At 39.1% G+C, this 19,066-nt stretch carries 16 protein-coding genes; 13 read left to right on the forward strand and 3 right to left on the reverse strand.

Annotated elements, in window-relative coordinates; translation table 11 throughout:
- The first annotated feature begins 21 nt into the window (after nt 1-21).
- From WG932_RS24545 to WG932_RS24560, 4 genes are read left to right on the forward strand one after another with little or no spacing between them, the layout of a single operon-like run.
- The gene (locus WG932_RS24545) at nt 22-1,437 is read left to right on the forward strand and encodes a sulfatase family protein (protein ID WP_483085737.1); all 1,416 of its coding nucleotides are present in this window, start codon (nt 22-24) and stop codon (nt 1,435-1,437) included.
- Nucleotides 1,438-1,473: 36 nt separating this feature from the next.
- Nucleotides 1,474-4,683 carry a glycosyl hydrolase gene (locus WG932_RS24550; protein WP_483085738.1) on the forward strand — a complete coding sequence of 1,070 codons (3,210 nt, stop codon included), beginning with the start codon at nt 1,474-1,476 and terminating at the stop codon, nt 4,681-4,683.
- Nucleotides 4,684-4,718: 35 nt separating this feature from the next.
- Nucleotides 4,719-5,147, forward strand: coding sequence for a hypothetical protein (locus WG932_RS24555; RefSeq protein WP_483085739.1), 429 nt, complete (start codon nt 4,719-4,721; stop codon nt 5,145-5,147).
- A gap of 20 nt (nt 5,148-5,167) precedes the next feature.
- Nucleotides 5,168-6,325, forward strand: a complete 1,158-nt coding sequence (locus WG932_RS24560; RefSeq protein WP_483085740.1) for a sialate O-acetylesterase — start codon at nt 5,168-5,170, stop codon at nt 6,323-6,325.
- Between the two features lie 22 nt (nt 6,326-6,347).
- Here the strand turns inward: WG932_RS24560 and WG932_RS24565 are convergent, their stop codons facing one another.
- The 3 genes from WG932_RS24565 to WG932_RS24575 all read right to left on the reverse strand — a co-directional run bounded on the left by WG932_RS24565 (nt 6,348) and on the right by WG932_RS24575 (nt 10,014).
- Nucleotides 6,348-7,262 carry an alpha-L-fucosidase gene (locus WG932_RS24565; RefSeq protein ID WP_483085741.1) on the reverse strand — a complete coding sequence of 305 codons (915 nt, stop codon included), beginning with the start codon at nt 7,260-7,262 and terminating at the stop codon, nt 6,348-6,350.
- Nucleotides 7,166-8,695, reverse strand: coding sequence for an alpha-L-fucosidase (locus WG932_RS24570; protein ID WP_483085742.1), 1,530 nt, complete (start codon nt 8,693-8,695; stop codon nt 7,166-7,168). Before WG932_RS24570 ends, WG932_RS24565 begins: the two co-directional genes overlap by 97 nt.
- A gap of 353 nt (nt 8,696-9,048) precedes the next feature.
- Nucleotides 9,049-10,014: a YihY/virulence factor BrkB family protein gene (locus WG932_RS24575; RefSeq protein ID WP_014020388.1), complete on the reverse strand. Its 966-nt coding sequence runs from the start codon at nt 10,012-10,014 to the stop codon at nt 9,049-9,051.
- A gap of 797 nt (nt 10,015-10,811) precedes the next feature.
- Here WG932_RS24575 and WG932_RS24580 point away from each other — a divergent pair.
- From WG932_RS24580 to WG932_RS24620, 9 genes are all read left to right on the forward strand, one after another.
- Entirely contained in the window at nt 10,812-11,189 is a 378-nt protein-coding gene (locus WG932_RS24580; protein ID WP_014020389.1) for a GxxExxY protein, read from the forward strand.
- A 701-nt stretch (nt 11,190-11,890) separates the two neighbouring features.
- Nucleotides 11,891-13,117, forward strand: a complete 1,227-nt coding sequence (locus WG932_RS24585; protein ID WP_483085743.1) for a tyrosine-type recombinase/integrase — start codon at nt 11,891-11,893, stop codon at nt 13,115-13,117.
- A 66-nt stretch (nt 13,118-13,183) separates the two neighbouring features.
- Entirely contained in the window at nt 13,184-13,750 is a 567-nt protein-coding gene (locus WG932_RS24590) for a hypothetical protein (RefSeq protein ID WP_483085744.1), read from the forward strand.
- Nucleotides 13,751-13,838: 88 nt separating this feature from the next.
- Complete coding sequence (locus WG932_RS24595; protein ID WP_483085745.1) at nt 13,839-14,123, forward strand: helix-turn-helix domain-containing protein; 285 nt, start codon at nt 13,839-13,841, stop codon at nt 14,121-14,123.
- A 4-nt stretch (nt 14,124-14,127) separates the two neighbouring features.
- Nucleotides 14,128-14,304 (forward strand): hypothetical protein, encoded by a 177-nt coding sequence (locus WG932_RS24600; protein ID WP_483085746.1) that lies wholly within the window; start codon nt 14,128-14,130, stop codon nt 14,302-14,304.
- A 402-nt stretch (nt 14,305-14,706) separates the two neighbouring features.
- Nucleotides 14,707-15,618: a hypothetical protein gene (locus tag WG932_RS24605; RefSeq protein WP_483085747.1), complete on the forward strand. Its 912-nt coding sequence runs from the start codon at nt 14,707-14,709 to the stop codon at nt 15,616-15,618.
- Nucleotides 15,619-15,951: 333 nt separating this feature from the next.
- Nucleotides 15,952-16,884: a hypothetical protein gene (locus WG932_RS24610; protein WP_483085748.1), complete on the forward strand. Its 933-nt coding sequence runs from the start codon at nt 15,952-15,954 to the stop codon at nt 16,882-16,884.
- Nucleotides 16,885-16,964: 80 nt separating this feature from the next.
- Nucleotides 16,965-18,230 (forward strand): DNA methyltransferase, encoded by a 1,266-nt coding sequence (locus tag WG932_RS24615; RefSeq protein ID WP_483085749.1) that lies wholly within the window; start codon nt 16,965-16,967, stop codon nt 18,228-18,230.
- A complete protein-coding gene (locus WG932_RS24620) occupies nt 18,152-19,066 on the forward strand; it encodes a DNA methyltransferase (RefSeq protein WP_483085750.1) in 915 nt (304 codons plus the stop codon). Before WG932_RS24615 ends, WG932_RS24620 begins: the two co-directional genes overlap by 79 nt.

Below are 19,066 nucleotides of genomic sequence, written 5' to 3' on the forward strand. Positions count from 1 at the left end.
AAACTAAAGTTTTTAAGTGCAATGCTTCTTATTTTATGTTTAACTCTAGCGCTGCTGGCAAGTTGTCAAAGTGGTAAAGTTGAAAAGGAGGACGAAAGACCCAATGTTTTGGTTATTCTTACCGACCAGCACACCAATGATGCATTAAGTTATTTGGGAAACCCACACCTAAAGACACCCGCAATGGATCAGTTGGCAGCTGAAGGTACCTTTTTTACGGAATCTTATTGTACCTCGCCAGTTTGCGGACCAGCAAGAAGTAGCTTGATCACAGGAAGGATGCCTCATGAAACTGGTGTGGTTTGGAATTCCACAAATATCCGATCAGAAGTACCAACCATCGGTCAGGTATTTAAAGAAGCCGGATACAATACCGCATGGGCAGGAAAATGGCATCTTCCTCAAGCTTACCCTGCCAAAAATAAAATGGATTCCGTAGCAGGTTTTGCAGTGGTTCCGTTTCAATCTTTGGATAAAGAATGGGATCTCGGAGAAGATACGGATGGGCCCATTGCAGACGCCACGGTAAATTACCTCAATAATTATAATAAAGATCAACCCTTTTTATTGACAGTTTCACTTCACAACCCTCATGACATCTGCCATGTTCCCAGAAGGCCTGGTGAATATGCCAAAGCCCATGAATTGGAGAACTTACCGCCACTGCCCAATAATTATGAAATAGATCCCAATGAACCTCAATTCCTTGAAGAAAAGCGATTAATGGATCATTATGGAGATGAATTGTTGAAGACCCTTGACTATACAGATGAGGATTGGCAAGCCTACTTGTACCATTACTATCGTTTTACCGAAATGGTAGACAATGAAATTGGAAAAATCATGAAGGCCCTGAAGGAAAATGGTTTTGACGAGAATACAATTGTGGTGCTTACCAGTGAACATGGGGATGGGGGAGGCGCTCATAAATGGGCCGCCAAGTTAAGCCTGTACGAAGAAGCAGCGACTGTGCCTTTTATTATTCGGTATAAAGGACGAGTGCCTGCCCAAAACATTGACCGAAATCAGTTGGTTTCAGGGATTGATCTTGCACCTACAATTGTAGATTATGCAGGATTGTCTTCTTCCACTAATTTTACAGGCAAAAGCCTCAAGCCGGTATTAGAAAACCCCAGAGAAAAATTGAGAGAGTATTTGGTGGTACAGTTGGCCGATGATAAGTTGGATTCCAGCAGACAGGCCAGATTGATCAGAAATGAACGATACAAATACAACCTATACAATCAGGGGGAACGCAATGAACAATTGTTTGATTTGTGGAAAGATCCCGGAGAGCAGCACAACCTCGCATATGTAGCTGCTTACCAATCGATCAAAAATAAAATGCATATGGCATTGGATGAATGGATTGCTGCCACAGGAGATGATTTTTATGAATGGAGCACTTTACCTAATAGTACTGAGAAATATCCGTAATATCGATTTTAGACAATTAACATTAAGCCATAAACCATGAAGTTAACAACTTATTACTTTTGTTTAATTGCCGGACTATGTAGCCTATTTACTTTTGGGCTGCACGCTCAGGAGAGTGCAATTTACAAACAGATGCGACAAAATTTTCTGCAACCACCAAATACTGCCAAGCCTACTGTTTACCATTGGTGGTTGGGTGGTGATGTGGATACTGTTAGGTTAAAAGAGGAAATACTCTCTTTCGATAAGGCAGGAATAGCAGGATTTACCATATTTGAAATAGGTTCCAGGGACACGGTATTTGTAGGTGCTGGTCCGGAATTTTTGGGTGAAGCATCCCTTGAGACGATAAAAGTTGCCGTGGAGGAAGCCGGTAAATATGGCATGGAAGTCGGGTTAAACACTGCGAGTAGCTGGAATGCAGGTGGCAATTGGCTTACACCAAAACATGCTGCTAAATCCATTTACCAGCGCAAGGTTAATGTCTCCGGCGGAGGGAAGGAGAAAATCAAATTGCCTTTCCCTGAAATTCCAGAGAAAGATCCAAGAGGTAGAACTCGAATCATAGCTTATGGCAAAGATGGGAAGCCGGTGTATTCGGAAGAAATAGCGGTTTTGGCTATTCCTCTTGTCGGTGAAAACGCAGCAATAGACACCAGTCTTATAAAGGATGTTTCTATTTATTTTGATGCCAATAAAGAAGTATTGAATTGGGATGTGCCTGAAGGAGATTGGAAAATTGTACGTTATGTCAGTTCCAATTCCGGTGAAAATTTGGTGCTACCAAGCAAGTATTCTGCGGGCCCAATTGTAGATCATTTTGATGCTGACGCAACAGCCTTTCATTTCAACTATATTATTGATCGTTTGGAGTCGAAACTGGGGGATTTGCGTAAGACGTCTTTGAAAAACCTTTACATGGCCAGTTATGAAGCCAGGGGATTCAATTGGACACCTACTTTACCACAGGAGTTCCAGGAATTGAATGGCTATGATATAAAGAAATTCTTACCTATTTTATTTGGGGAAGTTTCCCTTTCTCAAGAGGCTACCGCTGCTTTCAGAGCTGGTTTCCAAAGGACATTGTCAGAATTGATGATCAAGAACTTCTACATGAAATCCAAAGAGATCTGCAATGCCCATGGATTAAAAAACAACAGTGAAGCCGGAGGACCCGGTTATCCCTTGCATGATGTTCCTGTGGAACCTTTAAAGGCCTTGGGTAAAGGACTGGATATTCCCAGAGGAGAGTTTTGGATCAATCATCATAATTTTAGTGAAGAAGGGATGGATGTGTTGAGAGTTGTGAAGGAAGTATCTTCTGCCTCCAATATTTATGGGGTGGGAATGGTGGAGATGGAAGCATTTACCACTTTTCAACAGTGGCAGGAAGGTCCCTATGAAATGAAACCAATGGGGGACAGGGCCTTCGCAGAGGGCATGAACAGGGTGGTAGTCCATGGATCTACTCATAATCCCAAAGGGACAGGTAACCCAGGCATCGTATACCATGCTGGCACGCATTACAATGACAAAAGGGTATGGTGGAAGAAAGTCCGACCTTTTAATGACTACCTGGCAAGGATTTCTTATGTTTTGCAGGAGGCTGATTTCCAAGCGGATGTTTTGTATTATTATGGAGACACGATTCCGAATTACGGGGGTCACAAGCGAAGCCGCTTTAATCCCGGAGAGGGTTATGATTTTGAATTATTGAATACTGAAATACTTTTTGGTCTCGAGGTAAAAAATGGAAAAATTATAAACCCCAGGAATGGTGCTGAATTTAAGGCATTGGCCTTGACTAAAGAACATGAGATTAATCCAAAAGTGTTGTCAAAGCTGGAACAAATGGCGAGCAGTGGCGCCATTATTACTGGACCCAAGCCTAATAGGATCGCTCCGGAAAGAAACATGAAGGAGCTACCTAACATGAATGGATGGCTGGATAATTTATGGAAACCTTTTAGCAAGCAATCTTTCAAACCAGGAAGTAAAGCCATTTATTATAATGTATCAGTTGGAGAAATTCTCAAAGCATTAGATGTCAGTCCTGACTTTAGTTACAAAGACAATGGGTTTTATACACTTGATTACACCCATTACCAAAAAGGTGATATGGATTTTTATTTTATTGTCAATACCACTGGAGAATGGTTGTCCAGAGATTTGATCTTTCGGCAAGAAGGGAAAGTTCCTGAGTTATGGAATCCTGAAAATGGCAACATAAGTCCTATTCCTATTTATGAGGAAACAGCAGAGGGAATTTCGCTTCCACTCTCCCTCGCTCCGCATGAAAGTGCATTTGTCGTTTTTAAACCTGGAATTAAACCAGTTCATTTCACAAAAATAGCCCATGGAGGTATTCATCCCCCTAAAGTTCGCTACAGTGATCAGGGCATTGAGTTCTGGGAGGAAGGTGAATTTGGTTTGGGACATGGTGAGGATACTTTAATTCTTAACAATTTTCCAAATGTAAAAGCCCTTGAGGGAGCCTGGGAGATCTATTTTCCTGAAGGCTGGGGTGCTCCTGATAAAGCTATTTTCCCAGAGTTAAAATCCTGGACGGAATCTGAAAATGAGGGGATCAAATATTTTTCAGGGACTGCCCGCTATGAAAAGAATTTTATCCATGAAATGCATGCTTCTGAGTATCCTGAGGCAAAAATCTACCTGGATTTAGGAGACCTTTCTCATGTTGCTGAAGTTTGGCTGAATGATAAACCATTGGGGATAACATGGTCAAAGCCTTATCGATTTGATGTGACAGAAGCTATAAAGCCCGGGATTAATACACTAAAAATAGAAGTAGCCAATACTTGGTCCAATAGATTGACGGGTGATGCAATTACAGGGAAAGATTATACTCAAACCCATGTTAATAATACGGTTATTAAGGGTATGCCTAATTTTAGGGTTACCTGGGAAAATGCGCCACTGATTCCTTCGGGAATTTTAGGACCTGTTACCATTACGACTGTTTTGCCTGTAGCCGCCTCTCAGGAATTAAGTGCTGCTAAGATGTTTTCAGATCATATGGTTTTACAGCGCAATCAACCCATTCCAGTATGGGGAACGGGGATACCAGGCGAGAAGGTAAGTGTTCAATTGAAGGACGAAATCGTAAAAACTGAAATAGGTCAAAATGGTCGTTGGAATGTAGTTTTGTCACCATTGACTGCCGGAGGACCCTTCAAGCTTTTGGTGCAGGATTCAAAAAAAAACTCCAATTCACTGATGTTCTGATTGGTGATGTTTGGTTTGCCTCCGGGCAATCCAATATGGAACATGCTGTTTCGGGATGGGAATGGATTCCTCAGTCCTCAATACTGAATGCAGAGCAAGTATTGGAAGAAGCTGAGGTTGATGGCATACGTTTATTTTCTGTCCCCATTTTTCCGTCACCGGTACCTCTAAATGATTTGTCTGAAGGTAAATGGGAGAAAGCCAATGCAACCTCACTGGCAGGATTTTCAGCATCTGCATGGTTTTTTGCTAAGCAATTGCACGATGAATTGAGGGTCCCGATAGGTGTCATTCATAGCTCCTGGGGAGGAACATCCATTCGTACCTGGACCAATCAGGCAGCACTTGAGGATTTCAAGGATTCTCTGCAATTAATGCCCACGCCGGACAATTATGAGACTTCAACCTGGGAAGAAAAATCTCTACCTCTATTGCCAACCATAAACTCAGGCGCAATACCATAAGTTACCCCAATGTTGAGGTAATGTCAAACGTTTTATCAGGGAAGGGGCCGGCACTTGAATGGAAGAAAATTAACCTACCTGATGAGAATTTGAAGCTTGACCATGTCACTTGGTTTCAAAAAGAGGTTTTTCTTGATAAAACTTCATTAAATAGTTATTTGATTTTGCATTTGGGATTTCTTAATCGACAGAGTCATGTCTATTGGAACGGAGCATCTCTCGGCTATTTTCAGTATCCTTCCCCAGTAAAAGCTTTAGTGCCCGATAGTTTGGTGAATGCAGGAAAGAATACGATCACAATAAGAGTGGCCAGCCCCTGGGGAAATGGGGGCGTTTATGACAATCCTGAAGAACCATTTTCTCTTAACAATGAACGTGAAGAAGTAGTATTGTCCTTAGTTGGAGAATGGAGGGTTCTTGAGAATACTGAAGTTATTCCTGAAGCCTTGCCTACCTTTGTGAATAGACCTGCCTACTTGTTTAATGGAATGGTGGCCCCTATAATACCTTATGGTATCAAAGGTTTTATTTGGGATCAAGGGGGTGCAGATGCCGCTAGGCCATTACTCTATGAGGCGATGTTCAAACGGTTAATCAGCGATTGGAGGGGCCTATGGCAAAATAATCAACTGCCTTTTTTGTTTGTTCAGAATACCGGAACTTATGCCAATCATCATTTTACAGAAAGAACTTTTACCAGAAGCCATCTTAGAGAAGCTCAGGAAAAGGCACTAGAGCTTCCGGCAACCGGAATGGTAGTGTCAGTGGATATCGGTGACCCATTTGATGTACACCCAAAAAACAAACAAGATTTCGGAAATCGCCTCGCGCTTCAGGCATTAAAGAAGGTTTATGGTAAAGATGTTGTAGCTGATGGCCCCCTTTTCAAAAGTTATGAAATTAAGGGCAAGCAATTGAAAATTAAGGTGAAAGACCAAAGTCAACAGTTAGTGCTGAATAGAAGTGCGTCGAAATCGGGTTTCGAAATATCGGACGATTCAGGTAATTATTACCCGGTACCAGTTAGTCTAAGGGACAATGAAATTCACCTTCAAATACCCGAAAATATACAAGCCAAATGGTTAAGGTATGCTTGGGGCGATTACCCAGCGATTAGCATATTTAATCAAAAAGGCTTACCAATGGCTCCTTTCAGAATTTTACTGTCTGGAAATTAATGACTTAACAAAATAAATTTAGTTAATTCGCTTGATACACTGTAAATGATTTCAATTCTAATTTGCTGTTATCGCCTTTTAAAGTAAGGCGGAGTTTATCAGTTTTCACCTTGTCAAAATAGTGAATCCGCTTTCTTCCTATGGTCAATCCTTCAGCTATTGTTTGCCAATTGGTCCCGTCAAAGCTTTCAAGATTGTACTGCTTGATATGTTGTCCATTGGCGATGTTTTCTTCTAAAACCATAAGGTTGGTTGCCTGGTTTTCAGGAATTGACAGGGTGAAAATAGGATTGCCATTGTTCTCCGGTTTGTCATAATTGGCCACGGGATTTGAAAAAGTTTGCGCAATGGCTTCTCCAAATTCTTCAAGTCGCTTTACTTCAGCCGCTGGAATCAGACCGCAGGTATCGGGTGTCATGTTTACCAGTAAATTTGCTCCCCGACCTATGGATTCGGAATACACGTTCATCATAAAAGGGAGGTCACGTAAGGTTTTGTCTGAATCGGGCTTCCAAAACCAGGTTGATCTGGTGTGGAGGTTGGCTTCGGCAGGAATCCATCCTGCACTTTGAGGGCCCACCCACTTATCAAATCCTTCACCCGGCTGAACGGTATTTGACAAGGGATAAGCTGCCCATCCCTGCTCACTGCCCGACCAGCGGACATCCGGTTTGGTTCCTCCCATTACAATTGCATTAGGTTGTAGAAGCCGCACCATATTGTGTATCGCGTCGCCATAGGCAGTACCCAATGGTTGCTGGGTTTCTGGATCCATGACATCCCATCCAAACGGATCATAAGCACCATCAAACCAAAGGTAGGAGATCTCCCCATAGTTGGTCAGCAACTCTCTGAGCTGCTCAAAAAAACAGGAAAGTACTTGTGTACATCTCCTACAATTTTCCGTTCCCCTTGTGGGTCGGGTGTGCTGGTACATCCAAAATGCTTGTCTCCACCGGAGACATAGAGGCCAATTTTCAGGTCATACTTTCTACAAGCATCTACAAACTCCCTGACAACATCTCCTTTACCCTTTTTCCAGGTAGCATTCTTCACCGAATAATCCGTGGTTTCCGTTGGCCAGAGACAAAAGCCATTGTGGTGCTTTGCCGTTAATACGATGTGTTTGGCGCCAAAAGATTTGGCTGTTTGGGCCCATTGATCCGCATCAAGTCTGCGGGGATTAAATATTTCCGCAGCGGGGACACTCATCATGTCAGCGCCTATATAAGTGGCAGGCCCAAAATGGATAAAGGCTCCCAACTGTCTTTCCTGATAAGCCAATTGGCTTTCTGTGGGGCGAGTCCGTAATGGTTCAGTAGAGAAAATGGCTGTTCCATTGCCTTCTGTGCCTGCTTCCAATACCGGTAACCAGTCTCCTTGGTGTTTTGGTGCCACATCTGATTGCCCTTCGGCTTTGAAGAAATGCTCGAACAATTCTCTTGGGGTGCCGTCGTAAGTAGCCCGCTGTAAATCTCCTGCTGTAGTTTGATCGCTTCCGGTGAAATAAAGGATGGTTTTGCCTTGAAAATAGCAGAGTTCCACATCAGAAGCATTGTTCTCGGAGATGTTAGGATTAATTAAAGGGATGTTTTTATGTTCCGGATTAAAGGTGACAAAAGGCCTGTCTTCTGGTGCATCTTCCCAATGGACAAGGTCTTTGGAACGGGTAATACGTGTTTCATAGCCCGGATTGAGTGATTCCAAATAAAGTGTATAGTACCAACCTCCTTCATAATAAAGGGCAGGTCCGCCAACATATTTGTCCACTCCGTAAACCGCACCCGGAATCTCTTTCCAGTGCACCAGGTCCGAAGAGTTCATGTACCTAAAGGTAAAAGGTTTCCACTGCTTGTCACTGGTTTCATACAGCAGTACAAAGCCATCTTTTCCTCTAGTAACCGCGGTGTTAAAAAAATACTCATTGTCATTTGCCTGAAGGATGGTCTTTGGCTTGCTCCAATTAACAAGATCCTCAGAGCTGGTCATTGTGATTTCTGTCATTTTTCGCCAGGGTTTTCCTTCTCCATAATCCCCTGCAAAAACATATACTTTGCCTTCCCAGACCAATACTGTACCGAATCCATGGTTTTTCAGCGGAGTGGAAATGATCTGATTTGTTTGCAGGTCACGGATTCTTACCTCGTCCTCATGGAAATTGTCCCCAGGTTTTGCCCCCGGAATATCCCAAAACCGTTGGTTATTTTCCAATAAGTACAACTTCTCCTGAAAAACAAAAGGAGAAGTTTCCACTAAGGGTGACCCTAGTCTTTCTTCTTTCTGGATTGGGTTTTTCCATGGCTCTTGCGCCATTAAGTGTTGCGTAATAAAAAGTAGGGCAATACAGACAATGCTTCTCAGATACTTCATGGTATAAGTTATACAGCTTTGGGTCATTTGTGACTACCAGGTAAATATATGAAAAGTGGGCGGGTTTTATTCTTTTGGACTGATTTGAAAAGTTGTCAACTTAAAGGATTAACTACATGGAGAGCGGCAAAGAAATGAGATCTGAGTAATATCATTAAAATACTTCACGTAGAGTCGCAAAGCAATGAATTTGGTTTCTTTAAAAAGGGTTAATATTATTATGAATTTTAGAATGTTACAAAATAGAAAAGGAGTATTTTTAGAACCTTTGCGTCTTAGCGACTCAGCGAGAACCAATAACCTAACAAGAATTGTAAATAATCTGTGAAAATTCCTTTCGGATAACCTTGCTTTCAAAGCACTTCTTTATCTCCTTTTTCCCTTTTGCTTAGTTTATCTTTCTTCTGTTCAAAATCAGAAGTTCTAACTGCATGGCTGGATGGTTCAAACTGATAACCATATCTTCGGCCAAAAACCTGAGTAAATTCCGCACCGAAAAAGAGAATTAGACAGGAATAGGAAATCCACAGTAGAAAAAGAATAATGGCTCCTGCGGCACCAAATGTAGCACCCGGATTCGACTCACTTAAATAAAGTGCAATAAGGGCTTTACCTATGGTAAATAAAATAGAGGTTAAAATAGCACCTATCCATACCATTCGCCATTTAATTTTTACATCAGGCAAAATCTTGAATATCGCAGCAAATAGCAAAGCAATAATAACTATTGATAATATGATGTTGGCTATATATGCCAATAAATATAGGCTTTCACTGAAATTTCGCGTAAGCCAATTTCCCAGTGAGGCAATTACTGTACTCAGCACCAATGAAAGAAGCAAGAGGAAACCGATTACAATGATTATTCCAAGAGAAGTTGCCCTGTCTTTCAATAAGGTTATGAAACCGGCATTTTCGTTTTTTTTGACTTCCCAAATAGAATTTAAAGATTTTTGTAATTGGACGAAAAGCCCGGTAGCTCCAAATAACATAGTACCTACACCCACTATGCTCATAAAGACTGATTGATCGGCAATATTTGCGTTGACTAAGATTTCAGCGATACTTTCTGCAGATTGAGCGCCTATCATACTTGTTAAACCTGAAGTGATTTCAGCGACAGTGTCAGTCCTATCCATAAAAAGGCCTATAATAGATACGATTATCAGCAACAGTCCCGGCAATGAAAATACTGCATAATAGGCTACAGAAGCGGCATTTCCAAAAGCGTCATCATCCGACCATTCTTTATAAGTAGCCTTCAATAAAGACCAAGTGTCTTTTAATCTGTATTTCTGTTCTTTGGTAGTAGTTTCCATGTTGAGTTCTTTATTTGGTTCAATTGATCTTCACTAATCCTTTATTCAATGTGGGTATAAAGTTTTGGTTAAAAAACATGTATTTTCCAATACCATGCCAAAAATAAAGTCGCGTATAGGGCTCGTATGCGCTAAGATTTAAAAATCAGCAAAATATGCTTTGGATAACTCGGGGGAGATCGAATTAATTTAAACCTAGGTATGGTGCCTCTCAAGTTTTTTGAATGAGCTCGAAAAAATGCTAACTTAAAGGGTAAACATTAAAAATTGCATGCAAAGCCGCCAAGAAGGTGTGTAAAAAACAACCTTTGAGGCTTAGCACCTTAGCGAGAATTATTAATGAAATGGTGGTAAAAAATTGCACGCAGAGTCGCAGAGCCGCCAAGAAAGATCTTTAAAATCTTTGCGCCTTAGCGTCTTAGCGAGGATTTTGAGCTAATTAAAATTTAAAAATTGCACGCAGAGTCGCGGAGCCGCCAAGAAAGATCTTTAAAATCTTTGCGCCTTAGCGAAGAATTAGATATAAATAAACAATAAAAATTGTGGGCAGAGCTGCGGAGTCGCAAAGAAGGGTGTATTAATCCTTTGCGCCTTAGCGTCTTAGCGAGGATTTTGAGCTAATTAAAATTTTAAAATTGCACGCAGAGCCGCAGAGTCGCTAAGAAGGGGGTAAAAACCTTAACGCCTTAGCGAGGATTTTGAGTTAATTTAACTTTAACAATTGCATGCAGAAACATGGAGCCTGTAAGAGGGGGGCAAAACCTTGACGCAATGGCGAGGATCAAACCCGTAAAAAGATGACCGAAAACGAACTTTCCAAAATAATAGTAGATACTTGTTATCAGATTCATGTGACGCTTGGCCCGGGTTTATTCGAGTCAGTTTATGAGGAGATTTTGTACTATGAACTAAGTCAGAAAGGCTTACTTGTTTCACGGCAACAAACCATTCCCGTAATTTGGAAAGGTGTCCAAATGGGGCCAGGTTTTCGATCGGACTTGATTGTTGAGAACTTAGTTTTGATAGAAATAAAATCCATAAGTGCAATTGCACCAGTTCATTTTAAACAAGTGTTGACCTACTTAAAGCTCACTGGGCTTAAGCTTGGATTGCTAATTAATTTCAATGAGTCCTTAATAAAAGAAGGAGTAACAAGAGTGGTAAATAATTTATAATCGTTAAAATTGCACACAGAGTCGCGGAGTCCCTAAGAGGGTGTGTGAAATACAACCTTTGCGGCTTAGTGCCTTAGCGAGAATTATTAATGAAATGGTGGTAAAAAATTGCACGCAGAGTCGCCAAGAAGGATCTTTAAAATCATTGCGCTTTAGCGCCTTAGAAGGTTTATTAATAAAATATTGGTAAGGAATTGCACACAGAGTCGCGGAGTCCCCAGGAGGGTGTGTAAAAAACAACCTTTGCGCCTTAGTGCCTTAGCGAGAATTATTAATGAAATGGTGGTAAAAATTGCACGCAAAGTCGCGGAGCCGCCAAGAAGGATCTTTAAAATCTTTGCGCCTTAGCGTCTTAGCGAGGATTTTGAGCTAATTAAAATTTAAAAATTGCACGCAGGGCCTCGGAGTTCCTAAGAAGGATTTTTTAATTACTTTGTGAGGATATATTATACTGTCCCCCAAAAAAGAAAACCCCAAATAATTGACGTATAAGGGGTTTCTAGTAGCGGGAACAGGGCTAATTACCCCTTGATTTGGTTTTGCTTCATTTTATTTAAAATAACTGTAAATCAGGTAAATATGTTTACAACGAATTAAGTAAGATTAAAATAAATACAATTAGATAAAGGAAAATAGCCTACTGTACAGCCTACTGAAATATATTTTACTAACTTTAAGTATCCAATCAAAAGTGAGTACTCATGGCGAAATTCAATCTTTACCTTAAAGATAAATCTGCAAAAAGGAAACCCCCATTCACCTGTACATTAGGCATGGGGGAAACGGCTAATCTATTCAACCGGGAAATTTATTCATCCAGCTTTTGGAATGAGAAAACCCAATTTGCAAAGCAAGTAAAAGACTTTCCTAATGCTAAGGTTTTTAACAGTAACCTAAAATTTATTGTTGATACGGCCTATAAGATCTTTGAGGATTTGACCTTTAGACTTGAAAGAAGCCCCATACCCGGGGAAATCAAATCAGAACTTGACAAAGAATTAAAAGACCTCCACTGTGACACCTCCACAGGTGCCGAAAATAAGCCCACATTCATGGGTTTATTCAAAAGGTTTATAAATGAATCAGAACAGGGTTTAAGGCTTACAGCAAGCGGAAAAAGGTTTGATAAACGATCAATCCAAAAATACAATACAGTATATGACAAGTTGGAATTGTTTGGTAAAAAGTATCATCTAACTTTTGATACCATAGACAAAAATTTTTATACCAAGTTTGTCAACTTCCTTAATAAGGAAAGGTATTCATTAAACAATGTTGGAAAGTATATCCAGGTAGTCAAAACCTTTTTAACCTATGCTACTGAAAACGGTTACAATACCAACATGTTTTTTCAATCTAAGCAATTTAAAGCCCATAAAGTACCCGGCTTTTCCATTTACCTAAATGAAAAGGAAGTAAATGACCTTTACGAACTAGATTTAAGCAGTAAGCCACATTTGGAGCGGGTAAGAGACCTTTTTATAGTTGGTTGTTGGACTGGTCTCAGATTCTCAGATTTCACCAATATACAGCCCCAAAACATTGAAGGGGACCTTTTAAAAATCACCACTTTTAAAACAGGGGAAAAGGTGATTATTCCAATCCATTGGACTTTAAAAGAAATAATGGCAAAATACAAAGACAGGTACCCCAATAGTTTACCCCCGGCCATAGCCAATCAAAAAATGAATGCTTACCTAAAAGAAATTGCAATCCAAGTGGACAGCCTAAAAGTAAGTGTGGAGGTTGAAGGAATAAAAGGAGGTTTGAAAATAAACACTAATAAACAGAAATGGGAACTGGTAACGACCCACACCGCCCGCAGGTCTTTTGCCACCAACGTTTACAAAAGTGGTTTTCCCGCAATCAGTTTAATGAAAATGACAGGTCATAAGACTGAAAAAGCCTTTTGCTTTACATCAAAGTAACTCCTGAGGAGAATGCCTATAAGCTTTTGGAGCATTGGAAAAAGTCGGAATTAAAAGTTAGTTAATATGAACAGAGAATTAAATTTGAATAATTACCCTTTTAATTTTAATGTTGACCTAATAGATAAAGAGGTGAATTTTTTTCTATATAAAGGAAATTACCAAGAGGCATTGAGGATTTTAGAAGAGGTAGAATACGTATGGTTTAAGGCGAAAATTGAGGGCAGAGTGCCTTCAGGCACAGGGTATGAACACTTGGAGGAATATGCCATCAAAAGTTTGATGGGTAAGGCTTCAAAATTAAAGAGTGGAAAAAGTTCAGAGAAAGTCGAGGACTTTTTTGCTACATGGGTAGATAAAAAAATTAAACAGGTTAAAAAGAAAATTGAGAGTGAGAATGAAAAACAAATAGAGAACATTCTAATTAAGGAGGAGAAATATACTGGTTCAACCCGATATTTGGTGCTTGACGAGTTCTTTGAACTAAAAAAAGAGTTTAAAGATCTCAGTCAAAATAGGATAATCAAATTACTGTCAATAATTCTTGAAAAAGATAGTCGGACTACAAAAGGATATAAAAATGGAGAAAAAAATACGTCAAAGCAGAAAGTACAAACAAAGCAACTGAATTGATAAATAAAGTTAAAAAGGGGGATTATCTTTAATCCCCTAGCTAATCCCCTATTAAAATTGCTCAATCTTAAACAAAATAAGTTAAGTTATGAGCAAAATAATTTTAATTACACAAGAAGAACTTACTGGTATTATTCAGGAATCTTTGAATAAAGCACTTTTAAAATTCAGGGCTTTGCCTGAACCTATTCCTATTTCAGAACATTTCCTAACAAGAAAAGAAGCATCAAAAAAACTAAAAGTTTCCCTTGTAACTTTAAATTCTTGGACTAAAGCTGGGCTTATTACATCCTATGTTATAGGTGGCAGAGTGCTTTATAAAGAAAGTGAGATAGAGACCTCTTTACATGAAGTGCGAACGGTAAAATACTAAAGGCATGAGAGGTATAAAAATCATGGTGCCAAGAGAAGTAGCTTCACCTGGCACCAATACCACTTATGGTATCCAATCAAAAGCAGTAATCAAATTTACCTATTTTTTGCTTTACATATTGCACCCACATTCTGAATTGTTTATTTTAATTGGGTTGGGGGCCTTAGAGTTATGCAATTAACATGCAATGGCTGCCACAATTCCTATGTAATGGTAATATACAGTAAAGGAGGTACATCTTTTGAATTTAAAGGATGCAGCTATTATGGTTTTAATACCTTGGGTGCCTATCAATTAATATACCTTTTTAATAAGAAGATTAAGTTCACAACAAGTAGATTTAAAGGTAAACATTTACTTCAAAGTGTACGTGTAAGATCAGAAAGCAGGCCGTTTTTCTTTTTACTGTCATCATTAAAGCATGTTTATGTTTACTTCTTTTGCCAGAATCTTTTCAAGTCTTTAGTTGGTTTAAAACATGATGGAAATATCCATTTCAATGATGAATGTGGAGGATTTTTACTTTGCTTTAAAGTAATTCCTGATGAGCAAAAAGAGTATAGCAAATTGAAAGGGGGTTCATATGCTGGATGATGTTGAACTAACCATGAAAATTAATCCTCCTGACAATGTAATTAATGAAATAAGGGAGCCATTTATTTGGAAGGATTTAATTTTTGCACCAGAATACAGACAAGATAGGGTGCTTAAATACGTTGCATCTTGGAAAAACCTTAGACTAGAAATATGGTATGACAAATTGAAAATTAAAAATTCTTGGCACAAGTTCTATCATGGTAATAATTATGGGGATTACAGCTATGAGGATATATTGCAAACCATACAACTATTTGTAGAGAAATTTGGTCAGAATTTCTTAGGTGCTTCTATTAATAAAATGACTATAGGCTGCAATTTGTCCTGTAACGCTGAAAAGTTTTATTCCAGATGTATTTCTTTAGGAGCTACCTTTTTCCAGGAAATGAGAATGGGAAATATCCACAAAGCTTATGGTCAGTATGCAAAACAGACCAACCTAAAACTCAAACTTTATGACAAGCAGCATGAAGCCAAGGTTCATAAACGGATTATTATTCCTCCTACTTTGAGGGTAGAACAGGAAATGAAGATGAATTATATCAGGAATAGAAAAGGAACATCAATTAGGGTTAATACTCCCGGTGATCTGCTTCAAAAAGGATGGCTTACTGAAGTGATTTTCGAACTTGTCGTACAAACTGAAAGAATTGTGTACAGCTCAGAATTGCCAATTGAGTCTTCAGATTCATTGGCTGAGGCAGAAATTAAATTATTAATGGGAACTTCCAGGTTTAGGGAAGTCATAAAAGCCAAAGCAACTCCTAAGACTTATAGGAAAAGAGCAAAAATATATGAGGGATTTTTGAAGGAATGTCAACAAGAAAACATTGGAGAGTGCCTATCTCAAATGGTTGAAGACAAAATGATATATTTGGCAGGCCAAAATACAGGGTAAAATTTACCACAAATTTAGCAAAGTCCCATATATATACTTAGCACAGTATTTAATAGGAGTTCAGGTCATGCTTATATGCGTGAATTCAGGGATTTAGAACTTGTAATATAGCATAAAAAGCAGGTAAAATTTACCGACCTAAAGTAGATTGATTAAGGTTATCGAATATAAAACAATTGAAACAAATACATCTGGTAGAACTATTGGAAGTCAAAGACTTGGCAACGATTGGTATTCATATTACACAAATGACCTTGAAAAAACGAAGATGTAGAACAATTTGCATTAAATTTAGCAATAGAATAATGAAATAGCTCAAATAATGTCCGCACTATGGCAAATAATAATACATCGCTTGAACAACTAAAATCCTTCCTCAATCAACTATTTCAGTTTGATTCTCAGGACTTGGATTTTGGTGTTTATAAAATTCTCCATTACAAAAAGAAAGAGATTGCCACCTTCATTGACCAACTATTGGTAGACAAGGTAAAGGCAGAATTGCAGACTTTATCTGCCGATGAAGCCAAGCAGATACAAGAACAAATCTCAGAGTTCGAAAAGGACGATATCATCAAAGGATGGTTGGAAGCAGACGAAAGTGAAAAGAAAACTCTTGAGAAGTTTGGTAAAGACAAAATCAACCAATATCAAGAGCTAAAGGCCAAAGCCACTGAATCTTCCGTGTCCGTTGAAACGGAGAATCAGATTTACAACCACCTAACCTTGTTTTTCTCCCGCTACTATGATAAGGGCGACTTTATCAGCAAACGAAGGTTTGGAAAGAATGAAAAATACGTAGTGCCGTACAACGGAGAAGAAACCCACTTTCATTGGGCTAATCAGGGTCAATACTACATCAAGTCATCTGAGACATTCAACCATTATGCCTTCAAGGTGCAAACAGCAGATTGCAACTTGGTGGTGAACTTCAAATTGCAAAATGCACAATTGGAGCAAGGCAATGTAAAAGCCGAAGAAACCAACTTCTTTATGCTATCTGATAAGTCACCTGAAATCAAGGAGAAGGATGATAGCGACCTGCAATTTGTGTTGGCCAACAAGCAGCCAGATGTAAACGAAAAAGAAATCACCATCTATTTTGAGTACAGACCATTAGGTGATGATGAGAAGAAGAAAGTTAAAGGCAATAGCAAGCAAGACACCTTAGATGAAATTGCGTTTGATTTCTTGAAAAAGAATTTGGCACCAATCCAACATTTGCCAATCTATGGAAAGAACAAGAAGGCAAACCCCTACTCTTAAAGAAGCTCCAGCACTACACCCGAAAGAACAAGCACGATTTCTTTATTCATAAAAACCTGAAAGGTTTCTTAGAGCGTGAGTTGGATTATTACATCAAGAGTGAATTGGTGAATGTAGACGACCTCTATGTAACCGACACAGATTCACATTTTGACCGACTAAAGCATAACCTGAAAACCATTAAGGTATTCAAATCTATTGCCGATACCATCATTGCCTTTGTTAGCCAGATTGAAGATTTCCAAAAAAAGCTTTGGGAGAAAAAGAAGTTTGTGCTGAGTACTGAATGGGTGATTACCATTGACCGCTTGGTGAATTATGTGGGAGAAGAAGCTGCCAAATCCATTTTGGAAGAAGTAGTTAAAAATGAAAGGCAGGTAGCTGAGTGGAAAGATTTATTTGGAGTAACTGATATAGGTAAAACCCCTGATTGGAAAAAGCACCCAATCGACACACAGCATTTCAGTAATGATTTTAAATATGAATTACTGAATACACTTTCTTCAAAGATTGACTTAAAAGCAATGAGTGATGGTTTAGTAATAAATACTGACAATTACCACGGGCTTATTACTCTTAGAGATTTGTATTTAGGTCAGGTTGGCTCAGTATACACCGACCCTCCTTATAATGCCAAGAGTAGCGAAATTATTTATAAGAATACTTTCAAGCATTCTTCTTGGCTCAGTTTAATGAATAATACAATCCCTTTATCAAAAGACTTTTTATCACAATCAGGCTCATTCAACATAGCAATTGACGATTATGAATATAAGAATTTACACCCGTTAGTTGAATCTATTTATGGTGGTGAAAACTTCATTGCTAATATTCCAGTAATCCATAATCCAAGGGGTCGTAATGATGATAAATTCTATGGAACAGCACATGAATATATGCTAGTTTTTGGGAAAGAACGGGAATTTACCACATTCAATAATTTCTCCTATTCTGAAGATGATTTAAAGCAGTATAATAAAGAAGATGATATTTCAAAATATGCCGAAACTTCATTTATGCGTACAGGAAACAATTCAGATCGAGTAACACGTCCTAACCTCTTCTACAGTATTTTCTTTAATCCAAAAACCAAATCTCTCAGCCTTGAAAAGGAATCAGAAGATTTTGTAGAACTTCTACCTATCAATTCATCGAATGAAGAAAAGACATGGCGTTGGGGGAAAAGCACATTCCTAGAGAAAAAGGATACAGAATTATTCGTGAAAGAAGTTGGTGGTGAACTCCGATTATATAAAAGAGAAGGCTTGTGGACACAGGGAAAAAGCCAAAAACTATTTGGCATGACCCAAGGTACGATGCTTCGGCCAACGGAATCATGGTTCTAAAATCATTATTTGGTCGTCAAGTCCCTTTCAGTTATCCTAAAGCAATGGGAACAGTTTTAGATGCAATTCATATATCAGCCACGAGAGACGATATAGTACTTGACTTTTTTCCAGGTTCCGGGACTACATTCCATGCCGTACAGGAACTAAATAGAAATGATAAAGGACTTAGGAAGTGTATATTAACTGAACAGGGTGCATATACTTACTCTGTAATTATTCCCCGCATCAAAAAAATCGCCTACACCTTCGATTGGAAGGATGGCAAACCAAAAGATGGCAGCATGAATGGGCTTGGGGTATTCTTCAAGTACCAACGCCTAGAGCAGTATGAAGAAGCCTTAGAAAACATTGCCTTCAACGCCTCAGAAGATGCAGTACAAAAGGCTTTGGAATTTGAGCAGTACATCCCTAAGTACTTCTTGGAGTTTGAAACCAAAGGCAGCCAGACTCTAGTAAACACAGGCGCCATGCAAGACCCTTGGGATTACAAACTCAAGGTATGGGATGGCTTTACTTATGATACCGAGCAAGCCGTTGATCTGGTAGAAACCTTCAGCTACCTCATAGGGCTACACATGCAGAAATGCATCACCAAAGAACTCAATGGTAAAAAGTACCAATTCATTTACGGGCATAACAATGCCAATAAAAACATTTTGGTGGTATGGCGTTCCGTAAAAGATTGGACTGTAGATGATTTCAAAGCAGATGCAGCTACATTAAAAACAGAACTCAAAGCCTTTGAGTATGACCTGCTCTATATCAATGACCAAGCGCATATAGAAGGCTATCAACCCATTGAAGAAGTATTCAAAAACAAAATGCTCTCATAA

Source organism: Cyclobacterium sp. SOCE241 (genome assembly GCF_056867545.1).

Excerpts from the sequence above, each read along its gene's own strand:
- WG932_RS24545 (WP_483085737.1), top strand. The coding sequence starts at position 22 with ATGCTTCTTATTTTATGTTTAACTCTAGCGCTGCTGGCAAGTTGTCAA.
- WG932_RS24550 (WP_483085738.1), top strand. The coding sequence starts at position 1,474 with ATGAAGTTAACAACTTATTACTTTTGTTTAATTGCCGGACTATGTAGC.
- WG932_RS24555 (WP_483085739.1), top strand. The coding sequence starts at position 4,719 with ATGGAACATGCTGTTTCGGGATGGGAATGGATTCCTCAGTCCTCAATA.
- WG932_RS24560 (WP_483085740.1), top strand. The coding sequence starts at position 5,168 with ATGTCAAACGTTTTATCAGGGAAGGGGCCGGCACTTGAATGGAAGAAA.
- WG932_RS24565 (WP_483085741.1), bottom strand. The coding sequence starts at position 7,262 with ATGTACCAGCACACCCGACCCACAAGGGGAACGGAAAATTGTAGGAGA.
- WG932_RS24570 (WP_483085742.1), bottom strand. The coding sequence starts at position 8,695 with ATGAAGTATCTGAGAAGCATTGTCTGTATTGCCCTACTTTTTATTACG.
- WG932_RS24575 (WP_014020388.1), bottom strand. The coding sequence starts at position 10,014 with ATGGAAACTACTACCAAAGAACAGAAATACAGATTAAAAGACACTTGG.
- WG932_RS24580 (WP_014020389.1), top strand. The coding sequence starts at position 10,812 with ATGACCGAAAACGAACTTTCCAAAATAATAGTAGATACTTGTTATCAG.
- WG932_RS24585 (WP_483085743.1), top strand. The coding sequence starts at position 11,891 with ATGGCGAAATTCAATCTTTACCTTAAAGATAAATCTGCAAAAAGGAAA.
- WG932_RS24590 (WP_483085744.1), top strand. The coding sequence starts at position 13,184 with ATGAACAGAGAATTAAATTTGAATAATTACCCTTTTAATTTTAATGTT.
- WG932_RS24595 (WP_483085745.1), top strand. The coding sequence starts at position 13,839 with ATGAGCAAAATAATTTTAATTACACAAGAAGAACTTACTGGTATTATT.
- WG932_RS24600 (WP_483085746.1), top strand. The coding sequence starts at position 14,128 with ATGAGAGGTATAAAAATCATGGTGCCAAGAGAAGTAGCTTCACCTGGC.
- WG932_RS24605 (WP_483085747.1), top strand. The coding sequence starts at position 14,707 with ATGCTGGATGATGTTGAACTAACCATGAAAATTAATCCTCCTGACAAT.
- WG932_RS24610 (WP_483085748.1), top strand. The coding sequence starts at position 15,952 with ATGGCAAATAATAATACATCGCTTGAACAACTAAAATCCTTCCTCAAT.